General features: G+C 50.2%; 22 protein-coding genes. All 22 read right to left on the bottom strand.

Annotated features, from left to right (window positions below; all coding sequences use genetic code 11):
* Entirely contained in the window at window positions 1–1,098 is a 1,098-nt protein-coding gene (gene nusA, locus R50912_RS19030; RefSeq protein WP_039295270.1) for a transcription termination factor NusA, read from the bottom strand.
* A 26-nt stretch (window positions 1,099–1,124) separates the two neighbouring features.
* Window positions 1,125–1,592 (bottom strand): ribosome maturation factor RimP, encoded by a 468-nt coding sequence (gene rimP / locus R50912_RS19035; RefSeq protein ID WP_036724721.1) that lies wholly within the window; start codon window positions 1,590–1,592, stop codon window positions 1,125–1,127.
* A gap of 180 nt (window positions 1,593–1,772) precedes the next feature.
* A complete protein-coding gene (locus R50912_RS19040) occupies window positions 1,773–6,098 on the bottom strand; it encodes a PolC-type DNA polymerase III (RefSeq protein ID WP_042237110.1) in 4,326 nt (1,441 codons plus the stop codon).
* A 160-nt stretch (window positions 6,099–6,258) separates the two neighbouring features.
* Window positions 6,259–7,707, bottom strand: coding sequence for a proline--tRNA ligase (proS, locus tag R50912_RS19045; RefSeq protein ID WP_042237112.1), 1,449 nt, complete (start codon window positions 7,705–7,707; stop codon window positions 6,259–6,261).
* 99 nt (window positions 7,708–7,806) lie between these two features.
* Window positions 7,807–9,081, bottom strand: a complete 1,275-nt coding sequence (gene rseP, locus R50912_RS19050) for an RIP metalloprotease RseP (protein WP_042138122.1) — start codon at window positions 9,079–9,081, stop codon at window positions 7,807–7,809.
* A gap of 150 nt (window positions 9,082–9,231) precedes the next feature.
* Entirely contained in the window at window positions 9,232–10,371 is a 1,140-nt protein-coding gene (locus R50912_RS19055; RefSeq protein ID WP_042237114.1) for a 1-deoxy-D-xylulose-5-phosphate reductoisomerase, read from the bottom strand.
* A 22-nt stretch (window positions 10,372–10,393) separates the two neighbouring features.
* The gene (locus R50912_RS19060) at window positions 10,394–11,197 is read right to left on the bottom strand and encodes a phosphatidate cytidylyltransferase (protein WP_042237115.1); all 804 of its coding nucleotides are present in this window, start codon (window positions 11,195–11,197) and stop codon (window positions 10,394–10,396) included.
* A 21-nt stretch (window positions 11,198–11,218) separates the two neighbouring features.
* Entirely contained in the window at window positions 11,219–11,986 is a 768-nt protein-coding gene (locus R50912_RS19065) for an undecaprenyl pyrophosphate synthase (protein ID WP_039295253.1), read from the bottom strand.
* A 78-nt stretch (window positions 11,987–12,064) separates the two neighbouring features.
* On the bottom strand, window positions 12,065–12,619 hold the full coding sequence (frr, locus tag R50912_RS19070) for a ribosome recycling factor (RefSeq protein ID WP_039295250.1): 555 nt from the start codon (window positions 12,617–12,619) through the stop codon (window positions 12,065–12,067).
* Window positions 12,619–13,347 carry a UMP kinase gene (gene pyrH, locus R50912_RS19075; protein WP_039295247.1) on the bottom strand — a complete coding sequence of 243 codons (729 nt, stop codon included), beginning with the start codon at window positions 13,345–13,347 and terminating at the stop codon, window positions 12,619–12,621. Before pyrH ends, frr begins: the two co-directional genes overlap by 1 nt.
* Window positions 13,348–13,454: 107 nt before the next feature.
* Window positions 13,455–14,105 (bottom strand): translation elongation factor Ts, encoded by a 651-nt coding sequence (tsf, locus tag R50912_RS19080; protein ID WP_039295244.1) that lies wholly within the window; start codon window positions 14,103–14,105, stop codon window positions 13,455–13,457.
* A 136-nt stretch (window positions 14,106–14,241) separates the two neighbouring features.
* Window positions 14,242–14,943, bottom strand: coding sequence for a 30S ribosomal protein S2 (rpsB, locus tag R50912_RS19085; RefSeq protein ID WP_036692565.1), 702 nt, complete (start codon window positions 14,941–14,943; stop codon window positions 14,242–14,244).
* Between the two features lie 196 nt (window positions 14,944–15,139).
* Complete coding sequence (locus R50912_RS19090; RefSeq protein WP_042237117.1) at window positions 15,140–15,775, bottom strand: hypothetical protein; 636 nt, start codon at window positions 15,773–15,775, stop codon at window positions 15,140–15,142.
* Window positions 15,772–16,350 (bottom strand): hypothetical protein, encoded by a 579-nt coding sequence (locus tag R50912_RS19095; RefSeq protein ID WP_042237118.1) that lies wholly within the window; start codon window positions 16,348–16,350, stop codon window positions 15,772–15,774. Before R50912_RS19095 ends, R50912_RS19090 begins: the two co-directional genes overlap by 4 nt.
* A 62-nt stretch (window positions 16,351–16,412) precedes the next feature.
* Complete coding sequence (locus R50912_RS19100; protein ID WP_042237120.1) at window positions 16,413–16,721, bottom strand: hypothetical protein; 309 nt, start codon at window positions 16,719–16,721, stop codon at window positions 16,413–16,415.
* Between the two features lie 62 nt (window positions 16,722–16,783).
* Window positions 16,784–18,187, bottom strand: coding sequence for a flagellar assembly protein A (locus tag R50912_RS19105; RefSeq protein WP_042237122.1), 1,404 nt, complete (start codon window positions 18,185–18,187; stop codon window positions 16,784–16,786).
* 30 nt (window positions 18,188–18,217) lie between these two features.
* On the bottom strand, window positions 18,218–19,006 hold the full coding sequence (locus R50912_RS19110) for a FliA/WhiG family RNA polymerase sigma factor (protein ID WP_042138136.1): 789 nt from the start codon (window positions 19,004–19,006) through the stop codon (window positions 18,218–18,220).
* A 77-nt stretch (window positions 19,007–19,083) separates the two neighbouring features.
* Window positions 19,084–19,500 carry a hypothetical protein gene (locus R50912_RS19115; RefSeq protein WP_042138137.1) on the bottom strand — a complete coding sequence of 139 codons (417 nt, stop codon included), beginning with the start codon at window positions 19,498–19,500 and terminating at the stop codon, window positions 19,084–19,086.
* A 2-nt stretch (window positions 19,501–19,502) separates the two neighbouring features.
* Window positions 19,503–20,000 carry a chemotaxis protein CheD gene (locus tag R50912_RS19120; protein WP_039295222.1) on the bottom strand — a complete coding sequence of 166 codons (498 nt, stop codon included), beginning with the start codon at window positions 19,998–20,000 and terminating at the stop codon, window positions 19,503–19,505.
* Window positions 19,993–20,586 (bottom strand): chemotaxis protein CheC, encoded by a 594-nt coding sequence (locus tag R50912_RS19125; protein WP_216626453.1) that lies wholly within the window; start codon window positions 20,584–20,586, stop codon window positions 19,993–19,995. The genes R50912_RS19120 and R50912_RS19125 overlap by 8 nt, the downstream gene beginning before the upstream one ends.
* 36 nt (window positions 20,587–20,622) lie before the next feature.
* Entirely contained in the window at window positions 20,623–21,084 is a 462-nt protein-coding gene (locus R50912_RS19130; RefSeq protein ID WP_039295214.1) for a chemotaxis protein CheW, read from the bottom strand.
* A gap of 27 nt (window positions 21,085–21,111) precedes the next feature.
* A complete protein-coding gene (locus tag R50912_RS19135; protein WP_042237124.1) occupies window positions 21,112–23,196 on the bottom strand; it encodes a chemotaxis protein CheA in 2,085 nt (694 codons plus the stop codon).
* Window positions 23,197–23,204 lie beyond the last annotated feature (8 nt).

Below are 23,204 nucleotides of genomic sequence, written 5' to 3' on the forward strand. Positions count from 1 at the left end.
TTAATCGATGGAGACGGAATCCTGATGCATTTCATCATTAGAAGTTCTGGGTCTGCCGTATTCCTGCTCTGCCTGAGTCTCACTCTTGATATCAATTTTCCAGCCGGTCAGCTTAGCAGCAAGACGGGCATTCTGCCCCTTGATGCCGATCGCCAGCGACAATTGGTAATCAGGAACGATGACACGCGCCATTTTCTCAGCTTCAAAGACCTGAACTTCAAGCACTTTGGACGGGCTGAGTGCATTGGCCACATACTCCTGCACAAGCTCGGAATACCGTACGATATCAATCTTCTCGCCCCGAAGCTCGGTTACGATGGTCTGAACACGTGTGCCTCTAGGGCCTACGCAGGAACCAACGGGATCGACTTCGGGATTACGCGAGAACACGGCGATTTTGGAACGGAAGCCGGCTTCGCGGGCAACGGAACGAATCTCAACCACTCCGTCAAAAATCTCCGGCACTTCCAGCTCGAAGAGACGCTTCAGCAGACCCGGATGACTGCGGGACAGCATGATCTGCGGTCCTTTGGTCGTATTCTCCACCTTGGTGATATAAGCCTTGATACGCTCGCTCTGCTTGAACTTCTCGCCCGGCATAAGCTCGCCCAGCGGCAGAACCGCCTCGATTTTACCAAGATCCACATAAATGTTACGCATATCCTGACGCTGGACAAGGCCGGTAACAATATCATCTTCCTTGTCAATAAAAGCGTTATAGATAAGTCCGCGTTCCGCTTCACGGATACGCTGTGTAACAACCTGCTTGGCAGTCTGGGCAGCAATACGCCCGAAATCACGCGGTGTAACTTCGAGTTCGGCAATATCCTCCAGTTGGAAATGCGGGTTGATCTCCCGGGCTCCCGGCAGAGAAATCTCTGTCCGTGAGTCCAGAACCTCCTCCACAATCAGCTTGCGGGCAAAAACCTTGATTACGCCTGTGTTGCGGTTCATATCCACACGCACATTCTGCGCCGCATTGAAATTGCGTTTATAGCTGGAGATCAGCGCAGCTTCGATGGCTTCAAACAGCACATCCTTGCTGATGCCTTTCTCCCTTTCCAGTTCATTCATAGCTTCGATAAACTCCATACTCATGAAATTCCGGTCCCCCTTTCAAGACGTTAAAAAATAATGGCCAATCTCGCACTGGCGACCTTGGCGTACGGTACTACATGTTCTTTTTTGCCCGCGGAGATGAGCAGTTCCTCGTTCTCGAACGAGAGCAAACGACCTTCGAATTCTTTGAGTCCTTGAATCGGCTCATACACCGTTACATATACATCCTTGCCAACCGCTTTGGCAACATCCGCCGCTTTCTTGAGCGGACGTTCAGCTCCGGGCGAGGAAACCTCAAGGAAATAAGCTTCGGAAAACGGATCATTCTCATCCAGCTTCTGGCTGATGTATTCGCTGATGGTACCGCAGTCATCGATATCAATGCCGCCTTCTTTATCTACGAATACGCGCAGGAACCAATTGGAGCCTTCTTTCACGTATTCAACGTCCACCAGTTCGAAACCATTGTCCTCGAGATAGGACCCGAGCAGCTGCTCTACCGTCTGTTTAATTTTGGATTTGGGTGTGCTCAAAAGAAGATTACCTCCACGAACTTGTCTTTTGCTATATACCAAAGATAAAGAGTGGGTTTCCCCACTCTTTACACAACGGACTTATCTCATTATTACCAAAAAAATTATACCATAGTGAGTCTGCACTGACAAGTACCAGCCCTTGACTCCCTTATTTCAAAGCATGATTTGCAGCGGAATTTAGAATAATGACAGCTGGTTGCTCTCAGGCAGACCGCGGAAGCAGCCCATTCCATTCAGCAGCTCAATTACCGTTTTACTGGCTTTGGATTTCTGCTGGAAGTCCTCAATGGAGAGGAATTCTCCGGCATCCTTGGCAGCCGCAATATTGATCGCGGCATTATCACCAATACCCGCAAGCGAAGAGAACGGCGGAATCAGGCTGGTGCCGTCAACCGTGAATTTGGTGGCATCGGAACGGTACAGATCGATATTTTTGAAGGTGAAGCCGCGGGCAGTCATCTCCAGTGCCATTTCCAGTACCGGAAGCATCGCTTTTTCCTTCGGCAACGCCTGGAAGCCTTTTTGCTCGATCTCTACAATCTGGCGACCAATGGCCTCATAACCCTTACAGCAGAGTTCAATATCAAAATCAGCGGCACGGACAGAGAAGTAAGTCGCATAATATTCAATCGGATAATACAGCTTGAAGAAGGCGGTCCGCACTGCAGAGATGACATACGCTGCCGCATGCGCCTTCGGGAACATGTACTGGATTTTGAGACAGGAATCAATGTACCACTGCGGCACCTTGCATTTCTTCATCTCTTCGATCCACTCGGGAGGAAGCCCCTTCCCTTTACGCACACTTTCCGTAATTTTGAAGGCCAGGCTGGCATCCATATCGGCCTTATAAATCAGGTAGAGCATGATATCATCACGGCAGCCGATAACCGTCTTGATGTTGCAGGTATTATTCTTGATGAGCTCCTGGGCATTCCCCAGCCACACGCCGGTCCCGTGGGACAAGCCTGAAATCTGCAGCAAGTCGGCAAAGCTGGAAGGCTTGGCTTCCACGAGCATCTGGCGGACAAACTTCGTCCCCATCTCCGGCACTCCGTAGGTGGCTACAGGGGTACGGATCTGATCCGGTCTTACCCCGAGCGCATCTGTGGAGTTGAACATGCTCATTACCTTTGGATCATTCATTGGAATGGTGGTCGGGTCTACGCCGGTCAGATCCTGCAGCATGCGCATCATGGTCGGATCATCATGGCCCAGGATATCGAGCTTCAGCAGGTTGGCATCGAAGGCATGATAGTCAAAATGGGTTGTTTTCCACTCTGCCGTAACATCATCTGCCGGGAACTGCACCGGGGTAATGTCTTCGATCTCCATATAATCCGGCAAAACAACGATACCGCCGGGATGCTGCCCCGTACTGCGCTTCACACCCGTGCAGCCGGCCGCCAGACGGCCTATTTCGGCTCCGCGCCAGCGTTTCTGGTGATGCTCTTCATATTTCTTTGTGAACCCGAAGGCGGTCTTCTCAGCTACGGTACCGATGGTGCCTGCCCGGAATACATTATCAGGTCCAAACATCGTTTTGGTAAAATTGTGGGCATTCGGCTGATACTCCCCCGAGAAGTTAAGGTCGATATCGGGAACCTTATCCCCCTTGAAGCCCAGGAACGTCTCAAACGGGATATCCTGGCCTTCCCCCTTCAGATTCCCGCCGCAGTCCGGACAGGCCTTGTCCGGCAGGTCGAAACCGCTCGGTACACTGCCGTCCAGGAACCATTCACTATACCTGCATTCCGAATTCGTGCAGATATAGTGGGCCGGCAGCGGATTAACCTCAGAAATACCAAGGAACGTTGCAACAACAGATGATCCTACCGATCCACGCGAGCCGACGAGATATCCATCCTGGTTCGACTTTTTAACGAGCCGTTCCGAGATCAGATAGTTGGCAGAGAAGCCGTATTTAATAATCGGCGCAAGCTCCTTCTCCAGCCGGGCTACTACAACCTCCGGCAATTCCTCGCCGTAAATTGATTTGGCTGTCTCATAGCAGGTATTGCGGATCTCATCATCCGCTCCTTCAATAATTGGGGTGAACAGCTCGCTCGGGAATAGATCATATTCCTCGAAACGTTCGGCCAGCTCCACGGTATTGGTGACCACCACCTCCATCGCTTTTTCCGGGCCCAGGAACTCAAATTCCGTAAGCATTTCCTCGGTGGTCCTGAAATGGGCATCTGGTTTACGCTGGTCTTTAAGCGGACTGAAGCCGGTAATCCCATGAATTGTAATATCACGGAACAGCTTGTCACGCGGCTCCAGGTAATGCACATTGCCGGTAGCAATGACCGGCTTGTTCATCTGGTCGCCGATTTCGCATATCTTGCGCACAACACCGCGTAAATCCTCGGCACTGGCCACGAAACCTTTATCCACCAGATGCATGTACATGGTCAACGGCTGAATCTCCAGAACATCATAGAACTGGGCCACCTCTATGGCCTCCTCCACTGTCTTGTTCAGCACCGCTTCAAAGAACTCGCCGCGCTCACAGCCGGAGATGACAATCAGCCCGTCCCGGTGTTCCTCAAGCTTCGATTTGGGGATACAGGGTACCCGTTTATAATATTCCGTATGTGACATGGAGATCAGCTTATAGAGGTTCTTTTTGCCGGTCGGATTCAGTGCATAAATACCGCAGTGAAACGGCCGTACATTCGAGAGGTCATTGCCTACATAATCATTCAGCCGGTCAAGCCGGGTCAACCCTTTCATCTTTTCCGCATCCGCGAGCAATCCATTGAGGATTCCGCCCAGGGCAATCGTATCGTCCACCGCCCGGTGATGGCTCTCCAGCAGCACTTTGTACTTGTCAGCGAGTGTATTGAGCCGGTGGTTCTTCATGGTCGGGAAGAGCAAACGCGCAAGCTCCAGCGTATCCAGTGAAGGATTCGGCAGCTGCGGCTGGCCCAGCTTCTTCAGGGAAGCCTGAATGAACCCCATATCAAACCGTGCATTGTGGGCTACCAGAATGCTGTCGCCGATAAACTGGGCGAACTCTTTGAGTACAGGTTCCAGATCAGGAGCGTCTTTGACCATTTCATCGGTAATGTTGGTCAGCTGCTGGATATGATAAGGAATCTTTTCATGCGGATTAACAAAGGTGGTATAACGGTCCAGCTCTTTGCCTTCGCACATTTTAATTGCTGCAAGCTCTGTAATATTGTTGCGCGTGATCGACAGACCGGTGGTTTCGATGTCAAATACGACATAGGTTGCTGTTTTGAGCTCCAGGGGCTGTGCATTCTCCACGATGTTTACTGCGTCATTTACAACGTTGGCCTCCACACCATAGAGCATTTTGAGCTTATGCTTATGTGCAGCATGGTTCGCATCCGGGAAGCTCTGGACATTACCGTGATCCGTAACAGCCAGTGCCGGGTGTCCCCATTTCGCAGCGGTTTTGACATAATCGGTGATGGTTGCCACTGCATCCATCGTGCTCATTGTAGTATGCAGATGGAATTCAACCCTCTTCTGCTTGGCATTGTCCTTACGCGCCGGCGGTGCTGAAACTTCCGACAAATCCGACGGGATCATCACCAGTTCTGGAATTTGCATGAAACGGTCATATTCAACTTTGCCGCGTGCCCGCACCCATTTACCGTTAGCCAGCTGCCCCATCACTTTCAGATCTTCCTTAGTCTTCGCAAACATCTTCATCTGCAGAGAGTCGGTGAAGTCGGTGATGCAGAAGGTATACAGTGTGTTGCCGTTACGCAGCTCTTTGGTGTCGAGTCCAAATATCGTGCCTTGAATCGTGATCTTCTTCTCTTCATCCTGTATGTCCAGAATGGATACGGCCTGTTCTTTGATCTCATACCCGATCTGAAGCTTAATCACCTCATTCGGATCACCGGGTTCCTCAGGCTCGTCCGGTTCACTGGCCATCATCATCATCTCTACCAGTTCACGCTGCTCCTGCTGGAGCTTCTGCTGGAATTCCTCGTAGGCATCCGCTTTGCTCTCATTCTCGGCAATCTGCAGCTTCACCTTAAGGGTAAGTCCGAAATATTTATCATAATATTTAATAATGGCTGCTTCGATGCCCTTTTTACGGGCCAGCTCAAGAGACATGGAATCGCTCAGGCTAAGCAAAAGCGTGCCGTCCTGCAGGTCCTGACTGGAGCGCGTCAGCCATCCGTTAACAGATGGAATCTCACGCTGGACCCACTCGAGGAACATTCCCCAATACTCCTGTACAATATCCGCTCTGCTGATTGAATCATCATATAGGAACAAGAAGCTGACTTTTGCAATATGCTGCAGCTTCTCACGCATTCTAAGGACAAAGGTCCGGTAGGTCTGGGCCGGAACCAGGCTGTCTTTCGCAATTACAATATGCCAGTCACGGTTGCCGCGGCTGATTTCCACACGCTCGATCTGCCCGTCCAAAAAGTAGGGATCAATGATGGCCGGAGGAATTTCCCCCTGCTTCATTAACAGCTCGAACCTTTTTCTTCTCTCCACGCTTAGCTCCATGGTTTCCCCACCTAACTCGGCAATAATTAGCTATACCTATACTATAATTCTAGTATAGTAAGAAAAGCTTCCGGTTCAAAAAGCATTGGGTAATTGCGGCCCGCCGACTCCTCTCGCCAGAAGCTAATATAAAGGATCAAATAAAAATTGAAGTTGCCGCTTAATACGCTTTGGCGAATACAACTGTATGCAGGGCCGGCTCACCGCAGCAAATACAAGTCTCTTTCGTTTCTGACGGATTGAACGGAATATTACGGCTGCCTGCGCCTGTTTCTTCCTTCACCTTGGATTCACATTCCTCCGAGCCGCACCAGCCTGCAAGTGCAAAGCCGCGCTTCTCTTCCATGGAATCCTTCATTTGCTCTAAGGTATCTACAGAATAGAAATGATCCTCACGGAACTTCAGAGCCCGCTCGAACATTTCCTGGTGAACCTGCTCCAGCATAGCCTTCACTTCTTCAACCAGATTCTCCTGCTGGATAATCTTCTTCTCACCGCTGATCCGGGATACGATTACGCAGACTCCGTTCTCCATATCACGCGGTCCAAGCTCCAGACGTACCGGTACACCGCGCATTTCGTATTCATTGAACTTCCAGCCCGGTGTAACATCTGCGCGGTCGTCTACACGTACGCGGATTCCGGCACTCTTCAGCTCTTTGAACAGGTCATCTGTGCGCCCGATCACTGCTTCACGGGTCTTAGGCGGCCCGATCGGAATCATAATGACCTGAGTAGGCGCCACCTTCGGCGGCAAAGCCAGCCCGCGGTCATCCCCATGCACCATGATCAGTGAGCCGATTAGACGTGTGGTAGAGCCCCATGAGGTTGTATGTGCATATTCAAGTACATTATCACGGCTTAAGTATTGGATATCAAAAGCCACTGCGAACTTGGTACCCAGATAATGAGAGGTAGCCGCCTGCACAGCCCGTCCATCTTTCATCATTGCTTCAATGGAATACGTGTCCACCGCACCGGCGAATCGCTCGGATGGTGTCTTCTGTCCGGTAACCACCGGAATCGCCAGAAAAGTCTCTACGAAATCACGGTAGTTATCCAGCATCTTCATCGTTTCTTCACGCGCTTCCGTCTCATTCTCATGAGCGGTATGGCCTTCCTGCCAGAGGAATTCCGTAGTGCGGATGAATGGCAGTGTGCGCTTTTCCCACCGGACTACGTTAGCCCATTGGTTGATCAGCACCGGAAGGTCACGGTAGGACTGAATCCATTTGGAATACATATGGCCGAACATGGTCTCGGAAGTTGGGCGGATTGCCAGACGTTCTTCCAGCACATCGCCGCCAGCTTCAGTCACCCAAGGCAGCTCCGGATTGAAGCCTTCAACATGTTCTTTCTCCTTCTGGAAAAAGCTCTCCGGAATAAACAGCGGGAAGTAGGCATTGCGGTGTCCGGTTTCCTTGAGGCGGCGGTTCATCTCCTCCTGGATATGTTCCCAGATCTCGTAGCCGTCCGGTTTGAACACAATACAGCCGCGGACCGGAGAATAATCCATCAGGTCCGCTTTTTTGATCACATCAATATACCAGCGTGAGAAATCTTCGCCCTGCGGCGTGATTTCCGTAACGAACTGCTTGTCTTTTGCCATGTAAAGAGATCCTCCTAAATTCGCCCCGCAAAGCGCCGGTTAACAAGCGAAGCTCTCAAGCACTTTGCGGAGACCCCAAAAGAATGTAATGTGAACCAATCAGCCGCTTATGAGGCGTAATATATCATTATAAGTCACAGCAATCATCACCAGGAACAGCAGTGCAAAGCCTACAAAATGGACCATGCCTTCGCGGTTCGGGTCCACCGGCTTACCGCGCAGCGCCTCCACACCGAGAAACACGAGCCGGCTTCCGTCAAGTGCAGGAATCGGCAGCAGGTTGAAGATTCCGAGATACAGGCTGAGTATAGCCGCCCAATAAGTCAAATACTGAATCCCCTGCTGGGCAATCTGCCCGGTCAGCTGGAAGGTTCCCACGGGTCCCGAGATATCGTCCATATTGAATTTGTTGATCAGCTGCTTGAAGCCGATGAAGATCAGCTTCGTGGTATCCACCATGGCAGTGCCTGATTTGGTGATAGTCTCACCAACCCCGGCCTTGCGTGTAGGAAGCTCCGGAGTGATCCCGACTTTACCGCCTTCCTCCCCTTCCATACTGCGGGGAATCATAGCTACATTAAGGGTTTCATCGCCGCGCTGCAGTGTCCATTTCATCTCTTTGCCCTTGGACGCGGAAGTGAGCGAGATCATCTTCTGGTAATCTCCACCGATAGTTTCGCCGTTAACGGCTACAACTATGTCGCCCTTCTGCAGACCGGCTTCCTGGGCTGGCATTCCTTCGCTTACATCGCCGATCTTCACATAGGTCGGATTCTCCACCTGGATACCGGCCATTTGCAGATGAAGCGCGAACAGCACAAAAGCCAGAATGAAGTTCATCACCGGACCGGCCAAGATCGCCACCGCGCGCTGGCCTACGCTTTTGCTGCCGAACTGGCGGTCTTTGGGCGCGATCTGCGTCTGCTGGCTTCCCTTAATCATCATCGCCTGCGGATGTACGTCGTATGTGGTTACTTCACCATCCACATCCAGACGGATTTTCAGCTCATTCTCAAGATCCGTGAATTGCGCTTCACCGCGGATAACATTTCTGCGTGTATCCAGCGAATCCAGGTAAATATTCTTCACCTTATTATCCTGGCCCAGTCTGACCGCAATGGTCTGTCCGGGACCGATCTCAATCATTTCCGGATCCTCTCCGGCCATCCGGGCATATCCCCCAAACGGCAGCAGGCGAAGCGTGAACTGGGTTTCATTGCGTTTATAAGAAAACAGTTTCGGACCGAAACCGATAGCAAATTCCCTCACAAGAATTCCGGCGCGTTTGGCAAAATAATAATGTCCCCATTCATGGACGGTCACCAGAACAAAGAACATAAATACCGTCAAAAAAACGACTCTTACCATCTCCATTGCGAAACATTCCCCCCTTTAGGTGTAAGACCGAAGTATGTCCTCTTAATTTATCATTATTCCAAGGTAAGGCACAAGAGAATCAACAGTCCACCCCTATTTTTCAGGGCATAACAAATATTTCCGGAAAACAAAATGCGCACTGTCCGCTTACAGCACAGCCGCAAGTTCCCGGGTCACCGTATCACAGTGCTGAATCTGCTCCAGATTCGGATGAGCCGCATTCTCATGGCGCTGAAGGACTTCATCAATAATCTCGTCAATCCGCAGGAACGGAATCTCGCCGCGCAGGAAACGGGCAACGGCAATCTCATTCGCTGCATTGAAGGCGGTTGTAGCCGTCCCCCCCATGGTGCCGCAGTCGATAGCCAGCTTCAGGGCCGGGAAGCGCTCATAGTCCATCTCACGGAAAGTGAGACTGGCTACTTTGGCCAGCGACAGCCGCTCAGCAGGCGACTGCCAGCGGTCCGGATAGGTGAGCGCATATTGAATTGGAACCCGCATATCGGGCGTTCCCAGCTGCGCAATGATACTGCTGTCACGGAATTCCACATAGGAGTGAATAATGCTCTCCGGATGCAGCAGCACATTAATCTGTCCATACGGGAGGGCAAACAGATGATGCGCTTCGATTACTTCCAGCCCTTTGTTAACCATAGTTGCCGAATCAATTGTAATCTTGGCCCCCATGCTCCAATTCGGGTGGCGCAGTGCATCCTCAACAGTAACATTCTTAAGCTGTGATCGCGTATAATCACGGAAAGATCCTCCGGATGCTGTGATGGTAATCGAAGCAACATCTTCGCGGTTCTCGCCATTTAAGCATTGAAAAATAGCCGAATGCTCGCTGTCAACCGGCAGGAGCTTAACACCTTTGCGGCCCGCCAGCTCTGTAACCAGGTGTCCGGCGGTAACCAGCGTTTCCTTGTTGGCCAGTCCTATATGTCTGCCGGCTTCAATCGCCGCCATTGTAGACTGCAGACCCACGCTGCCCACAAGGGCAGTCACAACAGTCTCTGCGTCACCGCCAGCGGCAATCTCCACCAGACCTTCATGTCCGCTGTAGAGCTCTACGCCGGCAGGCAGACTGGATCTGATCTCTGCAGCAAGCTCCGGTGTAGACACAGAAACGCGGCGCGGATGGAAGCGGCCCACCTGCTCCAGCAGCAGCCGGGTATTCGATCCCGCTGCCAGCCCGTCCACCACAAAGGCTTCCGGATGCATGGCTACGACATCGAGTGTCTGGGTGCCGATTGAACCCGTAGAGCCGAGAATACTGATTCTTTTCACAGTTGAAACCTTCTTCCTGTCGTTAATAGTAAGGCATCAGCATTACGATATGTACGAAAGGAAATACGATAATCCAGCTGTCACAGCGGTCCAGGATGCCTCCATGACCAGGCAGCAACGAGCCTGAATCCTTAATACCGTACACCCGTTTATAAGCAGACTGTACAAGATCTCCGAGCTGACCCAGAACGGCGCAGGAAACCCCGATAAGCAGTGCGCGTCCGATGGTCAGCAGATCAGGAACCAATAGGGCAAAAACAATAGATATCACGGCAGAGATTAATACTCCGCCAAGGGCACCTTCGATAGTTTTGTTAGGACTGATCGCCGGCCAGAGCTTATTGCGTCCGAAGCTTCGGCCGACAAAATACGCTCCGGCATCACTTCCCCAGATGCAGCACAGCAGCAGAAATGTCCAGAGGAGCCCATGTCCATCTCCCGCACCGCGGGCGATAGCCATATAAGAGAAGCCCATCCCTATGTATACAATGCCGGTGAACATCAAAGCGGTGATCTTAATATCCAGCTTGTTCTTGCTGAAGACCGTAACCAGCAGGAATAACAGCATGAGCAGCCAGATTCCCTGCTCCCACGATAATAACTCGGAAGTCCCCAGCAGATTCCAGGGGATCATGAAGCATACTACGGACGCATAACCAAGTACAGCAGTCCCTCCGAAGGTTGCTGTACCTGTCATTTTTACAAATTCATAATAGCCGATGAGGGCCATGGCAGTCAGCAACAGCTGATACGGCCAGCCTCCCAAAAAGCACAAGCCCAAAAACAAGGCTCCGGCAACAATTCCGGTAATCACTCGCTGCTTCAAAGATTCCCATCTCCCATCAGGCTACTTCAATCCACCATAACGGCGTGTGCGGCGCTGATATTCCGCCACAGCCTGCATCAGATGCGTCTTGTCAAACTCCGGCCAGTACACATCTGTAAACCATAATTCACTGTAGGCAATCTGCCAGAGCATAAAGTTACTTAGGCGCATTTCGCCGCTCGTACGGATCAGCAGATCAGGGTCAGGCAGTCCGCCGGATAAGAGCCTGCTGTCAATCAGTGCTGAAGTAATCTCATCAGGTGTCAGAATACCTGCCTGGATATCCTTGCCCAAGCCGCGCATACAGTCTTCAATCTCTTTACGGCCACCGTAGTTCAGCGCAAAATTAAGTATAAGTCCGGTATTCCCTTCGGTCCGGGCAACCGCTTCTTCCATAGCCCTGCGGGTATGGGAAGGCAAAGCCTCGGTATCCCCCATTACACGTACCTGTACATTCTTCTCAATCAGTTCATCCAGTTCAATGGCCAGAAATTCCACAGGCAAGCGCATCAGGAAATCAACCTCATCCTTCGGCCGCTTCCAGTTCTCCGTGGAGAAAGCGTACATGGTCAAGAACTCTACTCCCAGGTCATTCGCCGCGATTGTCGCACGTTTGACCGCCTTCATCCCGTTCTGATGGCCCACAATACGGGGCAAGCCGCGCCGTTTCGCCCAGCGTCCGTTGCCATCCATAATTACAGCTACATGCCGGGGAATATTATCCGGTGAAATCTCGACTGGCTCCTGCCTGTCTTTACGGCTCAGCCATTCTTGAATCCGTTTGATCATTTCCGTTTCCTCCAAGCTCTTATCAGAAAGAGACAAACCCCACCATAGACGGAGGGGCCTGAAGTCTCTTGAATTTCATTATACTTCCATAATCTCTTTTTCTTTGGACAAGAGCACTTTGTCGACTTCAGCTATGAACTTATCCGTTGATTTCTGGATATCTTCCTGATGTCCATGTGATTCGTCTTCCGAAATGCCGTTCTTCTCCATCTTCTTGATGTCATCGTTCGCATCGCGGCGGATGTTACGGATGGCTACCTTTGCTTCTTCTCCGAACTTCTTGGTGAACTTTACAAGCTCGCCGCGGCGTTCTTCAGTAAGCGGTGGAATGGACAAACGGATGATTGTACCGTCATTGGCAGGCGTAATCCCGATATCTGACTTCATAATCGCCCGCTCGATGTCAGACATCGATGTTTTGTCCCACGGCTGGATCAGCAGTGTCCGGGAATCCGGTGTGCTGATGTTAGCCAGCTGATTAAGAGGAGTCGGAGCACCGTAGTACTCCACTTGAATGCGATCCAGCAGTGACGTCGAAGCACGTCCTGCCCGCAGCGTAGCCAAATCGCGTTTTAGCGACAAAATCGCTTTTTCCATACGCTCTTCGGCATTTTTCTTCACCGATTGTGGCATTAATTTACACTCCCTTTAACAATCGTCCCGATCTTTTCGCCGAGAACGACACGTTTAATATTGCCTTGCTCTGTAATAGCAAACACAATGAGCGGTATATTATTATCCATGCAGAGAGAGGAAGCGGTGGAATCCATAACACCAAGGTTCTTGTTCAGAATATCCATGTAAGTAAGTTGCTCGTATTTCACGGCAGTGCTGTCCTTGAACGGATCCGCGGAATAGACACCATCTACTTTGTTCTTCGCCATCAGAATCACTTCGGCTTCAATTTCGGCCGCTCTGAGCGCTGCCGTTGTATCCGTCGAGAAGAACGGATTCCCCGTTCCTGCGGCAAAAATAACTACACGGCCCTTTTCCAGATGCCGGATTGCCCGGCGGCGGATATAAGGCTCAGCAATTTGCTGCATGGCAATAGAGGTCTGAACCCGTGTAGGGACATCGATCTGCTCCAGGGCATCCTGAAGTGCCAGCGAGTTCATGACTGTTGCCAGCATCCCCATATAATCCGCTGTCGCCCGGTCAATGCCGCTTGCACTTCCCGCGATTCCGCGCCAGATGTTACCTCCGCCGCACACAATGGCAACCTGAACTCCAAGCTCAACGACTTCCTTGACCTGCTCCGCGATGGAGATGATCGTTTCGGCATCGATGCCATAGCCATTCTGTCCGGCAAGTGATTCACCGCTAACCTTAAGGACTACTCTCTTAAATACCGGCTGTTCCAATTGTATACCCTCACTTTCTTACAAAAGACGGAACACTACGTGATATGTGTTCCGCTCTTTTGATGCTTGCCTTTATTCAGTTCTTAATACAAAATGCTTCTCAGCTATTATTGGTTCACTTGTGCCATTACTTCTTCAACAAAGTTATCGACTTTCTTCTCAAGACCTTCACCCAGCTCGTAACGAACGAAACGGCGGATGGAGATGTTTTCGCCAATAGTGCTGATTTTTTCGTTCAGCAATTGGGAAATAGTCTTGTCTGGGTCTTTAACGAATGGCTGTTCAAGCAGGCAATATTCTTCATAGAACTTGCTGATGCGGCCCTCAACCATTTTTTCAACGATTTTTTCAGGCTTGCCTTCGTTCAGCGCCTGGTTCTTAAGAATTTCTTTTTCTTTCTCAACATCTGCAGCCGGTACTTCTTCACGGCGAACATACAGCGGGTTCGCTGCTGCGATTTGCATTGCGATATCACGCGCGAAATCTTTGAAGGAATCTGTTTTACCTACGAAGTCAGTTTCGCAGTTGATTTCTACCAGAACGCCGATACGGCCGCCAGCGTGGATGTAAGATTCTACTGTACCTTCAGTAGCGATACGTCCAGCTTTGTTAGCTGCTGCGGACAAACCTTTTTCACGAAGCAATTCAGCTGCTTTAGTGATATCATTGTTTGCTTCTTCAAGTGCCTTTTTACAATCGAGCATTCCTGCTCCTGTTCTTTCACGAAGTTCCTTTACTGCCTTTGCATCTACTGCCATTGTTATTCCCTCCAGATAATTGTCGTTGTCATACGCGGGCTCAAGGCCCATTATCCTAAAAAAAGGGCAGTGAGAGGTTATCCACCTGCCAACCACCCTTTTCATTTAAGTTCTTGTTTTATGTCCCGGATACTACTTAAGCAGTAGTTGTGTCTTCGCCCTGATGAGCTTCAACAACAGCGTCAGCCATTTTACCAGTCAAGAGCTTCACGGCGCGGATAGCGTCGTCATTGCCTGGAATTACGTAGTCGATTTCGTCCGGATCGCAGTTAGTATCAACGATAGCTACGATAGGAATACCCAATTTGCGAGCTTCTGCTACAGCAATACGCTCTTTACGCGGGTCAATGATGAACAGCGCGCTTGGAAGACCTTTCATGTTCTTGATACCGCCCAGGAATTTCTCAAGACGATCTTTCTCTTTGCGGAGAAGGATAACTTCTTTCTTAGGCAATACTGCGAAGGTACCGTCTTCTTCCCAAGCTTCCAATTTCTTCAGACGGTCAATACGCTTCTGAATAGTCTGGAAGTTAGTCAGGGTACCACCCAGCCAACGTTGGTTAATGAAGAACATACCCGAACGTTCAGCTTCTTCTTTTACGGAATCCTGTGCTTGTTTCTTTGTTCCTACGAATAGGATTGTGCCGTTGTCGCCAGCGACGCTCTTTACAAAGTTGTAAGCTTCCTCTACCTTTTTGACTGTTTTCTGCAAGTCAATAATGTAAATTCCGTTTCTTTCAGTGAAGATATAACGATCCATCTTTGGATTCCAACGACGAGTCTGATGACCGAAGTGTACCCCAGCTTCGAGAAGCTGCTTCATGGAAATTACTGCCATCTTCACACACCTCCTAATTTTGGTTTATTGTGTGTCTCCTCCGCCGCGTGTCATCTTTCTACAAGACTTTCTTCAGAAGAAAGCACCTCTTGTCGAAATCAACCGGCGTGTGTTTTAACACCGTCAATTACTATACCATATTAAAACATTCTATGCAACGATTACTGTGAATTTATAAATTTCTTATCCAGAACACTTATTTCTCCACAGTAATCAGCTTATCAATAATAGAGTCCATGCTCTCGCCCTTGGCAAAACTGTAGCTTCCGTATTGGATAATCTTGTTCACTTTACGGCTGTTCGCCGTCTTAAGAAACTCCGCTTTATCTTGAATAACTCCGGCATTGGCCAGCACATCAGCAGTTTGGGCGAGTGTAATTCCTGTAGGAATCCGCACAGAAATATCGCCGTTCACTGCAACCGCAGGCGCTTCCGGACTGGCTGGAGCTACAATCCCCGTGTCTGCAGCGCTGCTCTCCGGCTGTACAGGCGCTGACGGCTTGCCGGGAGTCACAGCTGCACTCGGCTCCACTGCGGCCTTAGGTGTGGCTGCAGGAGCCGGAGAAACAGTTGCCGCCTGCTCGGCGGGTACCTCGGAAGACTCAGGCTTTCCCGGAGGAGTGCCTTGCTGTGTTTCCTCTTCCCCGCTGACCGCCCCTTCATCTGCGGACTGCACATGATCCACCACGGTCAAATTCAGCCGCTCCGCTTCCTTGATCAGCTGTTCTTTGGAGAGCGGAGCAGCCTTTCCAGCAATCATCAGCTGCAACAGCAGTGCGCCAGCAATCAGCCCGACTCCTAACCCGAGCATGAAGAACCGGTTCTTGATCATACCGATTCCTCCTGATGGGCCAACTGCAGAATCAGCTGGACCTCGCCCCGCTGGAGACCTGCAGTCTTGGCGATAGAATCTATCGATTTGCCTTGTTCATGCAGTTCGAACAATCGCGGATACCTCAGCTTAATAGAGCTGACCGGCTTTTGCCTAGCAGGCTGGGCTTCAGCTTCAGCAGCGGGTGCTGCAAAAGCATTCTCCGCAGACTGAGCAGCCGAAGGCTCCCTTGAGAAGGTTGTCGCCAGCTGAAGCAGACCTTTTTCTTCAGCCGTCAGCCGGGCATCCAGAAGCAACAAGCTCTTACTAAGCCCAGTCACCTGCTCACGCAGTGCGCCAATCTCTTCCTGCAGGGCTGTTTTGTTACTCTGCGACTGCGCTTTGATGCTGCCGACCAGTTGAAGCAGTTCTGTATTCTCATGTTCGATATCTGCCATATATAACTCCAGAGCGGCCTCCGTCTCCTTAAGGCTCTTCTTCTCATCCGAGTCTTCCTTGCTGGCCTTTGCCGGCAATTTCAGGGCATAAACGATAGCTACAGCGCCTACCAGCACGATATATACCCATGGGTCCAAGTGTCTAATCTCCTTTTACATTCAATTCATTGAAGCTTACTCTTTCAATAGCTTAACTGGACTCAAAGACTGAGATCTATCCGGTGTCCTTTATAGGGATGCTCGGCATCGTGGACAGTCTCCGGCTTCCGTGGCTGACGCGGATTAGCGTGGCTGTCCGGCTGATTCTCCTTGCCCCCGTCCCGGAGGGCTGATTCGGAAGATTCGTCTACCTCACTGGAGCGCATGGCGATTTCCTGGCTATGCTTGACGTTCTGGCCTGCCAATTGCTGCTGGTCAAGCGCCGGACGTTGCTGCTGGCTGTTCTGAACTTTAGCGGCATCATGTGTCCGAGGCAGGGCGATTTGCAGTTCCACCGGTTTCAGACTCATACGATCTCATCTCCCATAGTCCATTTAGAATCAAGGAATAGCAGGCCGCCCCCGCTGCCTGCTTAAATGTACGGTGTTATCGTTATGTCCCCTTCACTGTAAACAAAGGATACCCGTTCTGTAGGATCTTTAACGAATCTGGTATACCTGCCAATAACAATCTTTGAACCACCATAGATTGTTTTGATAACATCCACCCGTGCTCTGCCTGTATCCTCAAGCATCCGCTCGATCTCGAGTACGCGTTCTTTGATTCTCTTTTCATCACGCATATGGGATTGCTTGGTCGCATTGAGCTTCACGCGGAGCGCCACCTTATCTGGGGAAAGCTGACCGTTGTTCGCCAACTGATTGAGAAGGTATAGTGCCTTATTGGTCTTGTCTTCATTCTCAAGAAGTTGACGCAATTCCTGGCGCAGCTCATTAATCTCATTTCTCAGCTCGGGAACAACGCCCACCTCAACCGCTGTAGCCGTCGACATCGTATTTCCGATAGTCCGTGCAACAACTTTATCGCCTGCCTGTACTATCCCGCCTACAATCAAACCTTTGGCACCGTTGCAGAGCACATCACGTCCTGCTCGGATGTTGGAATGCATAATGCTTTGCGAGACAATCACGTCTTCTCCGGCCACCACATTGCCATCCTGGATAAATGAGACTTTGACATTTTTCCCGGCGTTTACGAGACCTTTATTATAGCCGATAATTCCGCCGGTAATTTCGATGGAACCGCCAGATATCAGCTCGGCACCTTCCACCCCCCCAACCACTCGGATATCTCCAGCTGATTTGACAGTAAAGCCGGTAAGTACGTTGCCGCGTATGACAACCGTGCCGACAAAATCAATATTGCCTGTACTGTAATCCACATCACCATTGACCTCATATACAGGGAATACATTGATCTTGCCCTTGTCTGTCAGCGTAACCAATCCATCTATCGCCGAATACATGGAGGTCTCTTCCTGATCCACCAGTACATTCTTGCCAACCTTGAAATGGGCTTGCTTCCCTGCTCGATACGGAAGCTCCTCCCCAGTCACTGTCTTTCCGCTTACACCATTCTCTGCCGGAACGATTCTGGCTATAAGCTGGCCCTTCCTCACATTGTGAAGCCGGACCAGATCCTTGTAGTCAACCTTGCCATCTTCTTTCTCCAACGGCTTACGGTCTTCCTCCAGATCCACGGTCAGGACCATCCGTCCATCCTTGCCATTGACAGCAGGCTGGCCGATTGCGATTGGCACCCTGTTCCAGAAATATTCTTCCGGGTTGCTGCAGATCCGCTGAACAATATCCCGCTGGATACCAAATCGAATGTTGTGACTGACCAGGAAGCTTTCAAGATCCTCAATTGTACAGGAGAAATTCTCATCCTTCTTGATGAACTGGAGGTAAGCAATCCCTTTATCATCCGAAAACGTAATACTTAGGTATTGGCCCAAAACATATTGACCGATCAAATTCTGCTCCCCCTTATCACCGGCGCCCGGTTAATCATTTTGCATAAGAAGATCACGGTTCTTCTCAAGTGTTCCTCTTAGCCGCAAAATAGCCTTCGAATGAAGCTGTGAGATCCGTGAAGGAGAGAGTGACATCACTTCAGCGATCTCGCTCAAAGATAAATCCTCATAATATAAAAGGGACACGACGGTCCGTTCTTTCACTGTTAATTTCTCGATGCCTTTAGTCAGCGTATCACGTAGATAGAACTCATTCACTTTCCGGTCCGGATTCTTAGCCTTATCATCCACCAGAATAGACATCCGTGTCTCTGATTCTTCTTCACGAATAGGATCTTCTAATGAGCAGAGCGACATGACTGCAACATCCTGCAGCATAGTCTGAAACTCCGTTTCAGTAATGTTCAGATACTGGCTCATTTCATCGTCACTAACGGATCTCAAATACTTCTGTTCCAGCTGCTGGTAGGCATCCTCGATTTTTTTCGCTTTTTCGCGCACGGATCTGGGAACCCAGTCACTTTGCCGCAGAGAGTCAAGGATCGCTCCTCTCACCCGCCAGGAAGCATAGGTCTGAAATTGCAGTCCCCGCTTGTAGTCGAATTTCTCGATGGCATCAATCAGTCCCATCACACCATTGCTGGCCAAGTCATCTTTGGATACATTTTTGGGTAATCCCACTGCCAGACGGCTTGATACGTAATCTACAATATGGAGATAACTCTCAATCAGCTTTTTTTTGGCCTCAGGATCACCTTGCTCTTTCCATTGTTCCCATAGTCCATCTGTTTCTGACTGAGCAGCTTTATGCTCGTTCAACGGCTTTCACCCTTCCCAAAGTTTAGTCAGCGGGTACCATGCGGCGCAAGATTACGGACTTTCGCCGCAGCACTCGCTTATTCTTCTTTCAGGTGACGAACGGCCTTGGCCAATTCTTCAGGATCTTTCATAGAGACCAGTTTTGGCGGCTGCAGAGGTGTGAAACCACTCAAGTCCACACTTCCCGCTTCCGGTTTCGGTGTCAGCAGGTCCTTCAATTCCTGATCCTCTTCCGGCGTCTGAATATCAAGCTTGGCACCAAGTGCCTCACCGTTATCTTCAAATCCGGCTTCAAGGTCTGAAGATTCAGAGGATTTCCCAATAATAACACCCAATACCCATCTTAGAAGGAAAGCAAGCACAAACCAGATAATAAATCCATATATTCCCCGGATCAGGCTGGTTCCAACTAAATTATGTCCGTAGTTTGTAAGAAACGTAAATAGAAATCCAATCAACCCGAGGCCTGTGCTTAATAATATTTTCTTGCTCATGGCTATATTTCCTTCGGGCCTTTTTGAACGCTGCGGATAAAGAGCACCCCGGTATTGCAGGCGATCTCTATCGTACGTCCATAATTGCCACCCGTGTCCTCCGCGATCAGCGGAATGTTCAATGCGTCCAATGCTAGTTTGCAGGATTCCACATTACGAGGCCCGATCCTCATGGTGTCACTCCCCCCGGCAAATGCGAACATCTGCGAGCCTCCGGCCATCTTGGCCACAATCCGGCTCCGGACCGCCCCTAGCGCCAGCAGGCGGGATAAAAGCTCAGGAACAGCGGTATCGGCAAACTTGGCAATATTCATCTGTCCTTCCCGGGCAATATCTGACGAGGGCAGCATGACATGTGCCATGCCTGCAAGTCTTTTGCCGGGATCAAACAGTGTCAGGCCAACACAGGAACCAAGACCGGTCGTACGGATAAGACTGTCCTGGCTGCCAATGTTAAGATCCGCCATGCCTACTTTAATAATGCTCTGTTCTTCAATCATTATCAAACGGTACTCCTAATGCCTTAAATATTTTGGGGAATGATTCGGGATCGGGAATAAGGAAAAATTGCCCTTCAATCTCATTTTGGCCTTCCAGGAACGTCGTATCGATCAGTAGCGCATCATCACCCATCTGACCGAACTGCAGCAGCCCGTATCCAAGAATCGCACCGGCCATATCCATAGCAAGCGCTGGTACTGTCGGATACATGGAGAGTGAGGTGAAGTCAGCCAATGATGAAAGGTAGGAACCGGCAAGGATATTGCCGATTTCGCTCAGTGCGGATAACTCCATTTCACTGAGCTCTTCACCGCCTGAGATCTCAATTCCGGCAATCCGGCTTAGCAGATTGGTCGCTGCTTCCGGAGAGAGAATGAAGAACAGATTGCCAGGAGCTTCACCTTCTACACGGAGGAAAACAGCATACACCAATTCTTCAGCTCCGCCGACCTTATCGGTAATCTCCTCAAAACTGAGAAGCTGTACCTTAGGTACAGCCATATCAATCGGCTTATTAAGCAGCTGTGACAACGCGGTGGCGGCGTTGCCGGCTCCAATATTCCCGACTTCTTTCAGCACATCCATTTTGAAGTCCTTGAAGTTTTTGAATAGCTCCACTGGCTAGCCCTCCAGGCTTTCCAGTTGCACGATTTCGCCCTTGTTCAGAACTTCGGACAAGTTAAGCATAATCAGCAGACGGTCTTCTCCAATTTTGGCCACCCCGTCCAGATACTTCGCTTTGATCCCACCTACAACATCCGGTGGTGTATCAATAATGTCACGGTTGAGATCAATAACATCATTCGCAGAATCGACGATGAAGCCTACTTCCATCTCATTCACATTCACAATAATGATCCGGGTCTGGTCCGTATGCTCTGCTTCCTCAATACTGAAACGGCCGCGCAGATCAATTACAGGTATAACTACACCGCGCAGATTGATTACACCTTTGATAAACGAGTAGGTCTTGGGGACGCGGGTAATGGGCATCATACGCTCGATAGTCTGGACTTTCTCCACTTCAATGCCGTATTCTTCAGTGCCAAGCTTAAAAACTATGACTTTGATATCTTCAGCCATGGAATGAACCTCCCTGTTCTATCCTGATTATTTAATAAAAGCATTCGGATCAATAATAAGTGCAACTTGTCCATCACCAAGAATAGTGGCTCCGGAAATCCCTTGAACATCAGGCAGATACTTGCCGAGATTCTTGATGACAATCTCATTCTGCCCGATAAAGTCTTGAACCGCCAAGGCAACCAGACGTTCTCCCTTACGTACAACCACAATCTCTGTTTCCTCTTCGGTGCTTTCATCATAGTCCGGAATAGAGAAGATCTTGCTCAGTGAAACGAGCGGAATGTGGCTGCCCCGGAATTCCAGCATTTTGTTGCCGTGAATGGTACGGATCTGGGACTGTTTCACAATACCTGTCTCTACTATAGATGAGAGCGGAATTGCATATTTCTCTGAACCCAGACGAATCAGCATGGCTGCGATGATCGACAGTGTCAGCGGAAGCTGAACGGAGAAGTTCGTTCCTTTACCCGGTGTAGAGTAAATGGTGACGTTGCCGCCCAGTGAGGAGATCTTTGCTTTGACTACATCCAGACCGACCCCGCGGCCCGATACATCAGAGATTACCTCTGCTGTACTGAAGCCCGGAGCAAACAGAAGCTGATACGCTTCATCATCAGACATTGCATTGGCCTGCTCCTGGGTAATGGCGCCCTTCTTAACAGCAGACCCCAGAATCTTCTTCGGATAGATGCCTCTGCCATCCTCTTCAATCTCAATAAAGACATGGTTGCCGCTATGGAAAGCCCGGAGGTGGACGGTCCCTGTCTCCGGCTTGCCGGCAGCGACACGGTCCGCTATGGACTCAATACCGTGGTCTACTGCATTACGCAGCAAATGCACAAGTGGATCACCAATCTCGTCAATTACAGTACGGTCCAGCTCTGTTTCAGCACCGGTAACGATCAGTTCAACTTTCTTGTCAAGCGATTTAGCGAGATCGCGCACCATCCGCGGGAACCGGTTAAATACGGTATCCACCGGTACCATGCGCAGCTTCATCACTATATTCTGCAGATCCCCGCTGACCCGGCCCATATGTTCAACCGTTTCGGTAAGATCCCCGTTCTGCACTTCGGAAGCCAGCTGTTCCAGACGAACGCGGTCTATAAGCAGCTCACTGAACAGATTCATGAGTACATCCAGACGCTCTATGTCCACACGGATCGTACGCGAAGGAGAAGGCGCTCCGCCAGCTCTGGCCGGTGCTGCCTTATTCTCTTCCTTGCCATGTGCGGAAGCAGCCGGTGAAGCGTTAGAGGCAGCAGGAGCAGCCTCCGCCGCAGGAGCCGGGGCAGGCGCTTCTGCGGTAGCTGCAACACTTTCCTGTCCCATCTGACGCAGGGATTCCTGATCAAGCGCTACGGCTGTAACCGTATCGATCTCCGACAAATTCAGAATCATCTTCTGAATTTCACTGGCATCCTTTTGGGTTATGTAGTAGAGGGAGAATCCGTAATCGAATTTCTCCTGCTCTATGTCCTGAACCGAAGGGAAGGACTTAACCACTTCTCCTGAACGCTCCAGAAGGTCGAAGACCATATAAGCACGCACTGCCTTAAGCTGACAGTCCTTGCGGATAGCAACATCAACATACAGCACTTGATGGCCTTCCTGCAGCGACTGCTCCAGCACAGAGTACTGGAATTCATCCAGAAACACCTGGGCATCCGTGGCATTGCCAGCAGCAGCCGCAGTAACTTCTGCAGCAGCTCCACCAGCAGTGGGAACCTCTCCCCGGACAATAGCCTGGAGGGAAGATACAATTGCCGATACATCAGCCTTCCCCTCTCCCCCGGCTGTGATGTCCTCCACCATGGATTCCAGAGCATCAATACTCTTGAACAGGGTGTCAAAAATGAAATCCTGCATCCGAAGTTTATTGTTACGCACCAGATCAAGCACATTCTCCATTTGGTGCGTAAGCGAAGCCAAATCCTCAAAACCCATTGTAGCCGCCATACCTTTCAAGGTATGGGCAGAGCGGAAAATCACCTGGACAATACTCAGATCTTCAGGATTTGCTTCCAGCCCCATCATGCTTTCGTTCAATGACTGCAGATGATCATTTGACTCATCAATAAACATGGATAAATATTGGTTCATGTCCACTAACGAGC

The organism is Paenibacillus sp. FSL R5-0912 (assembly GCF_000758605.1).
In the GTDB taxonomy this organism is placed as follows: Bacteria; Bacillota; Bacilli; order Paenibacillales; family Paenibacillaceae; genus Paenibacillus_AQ.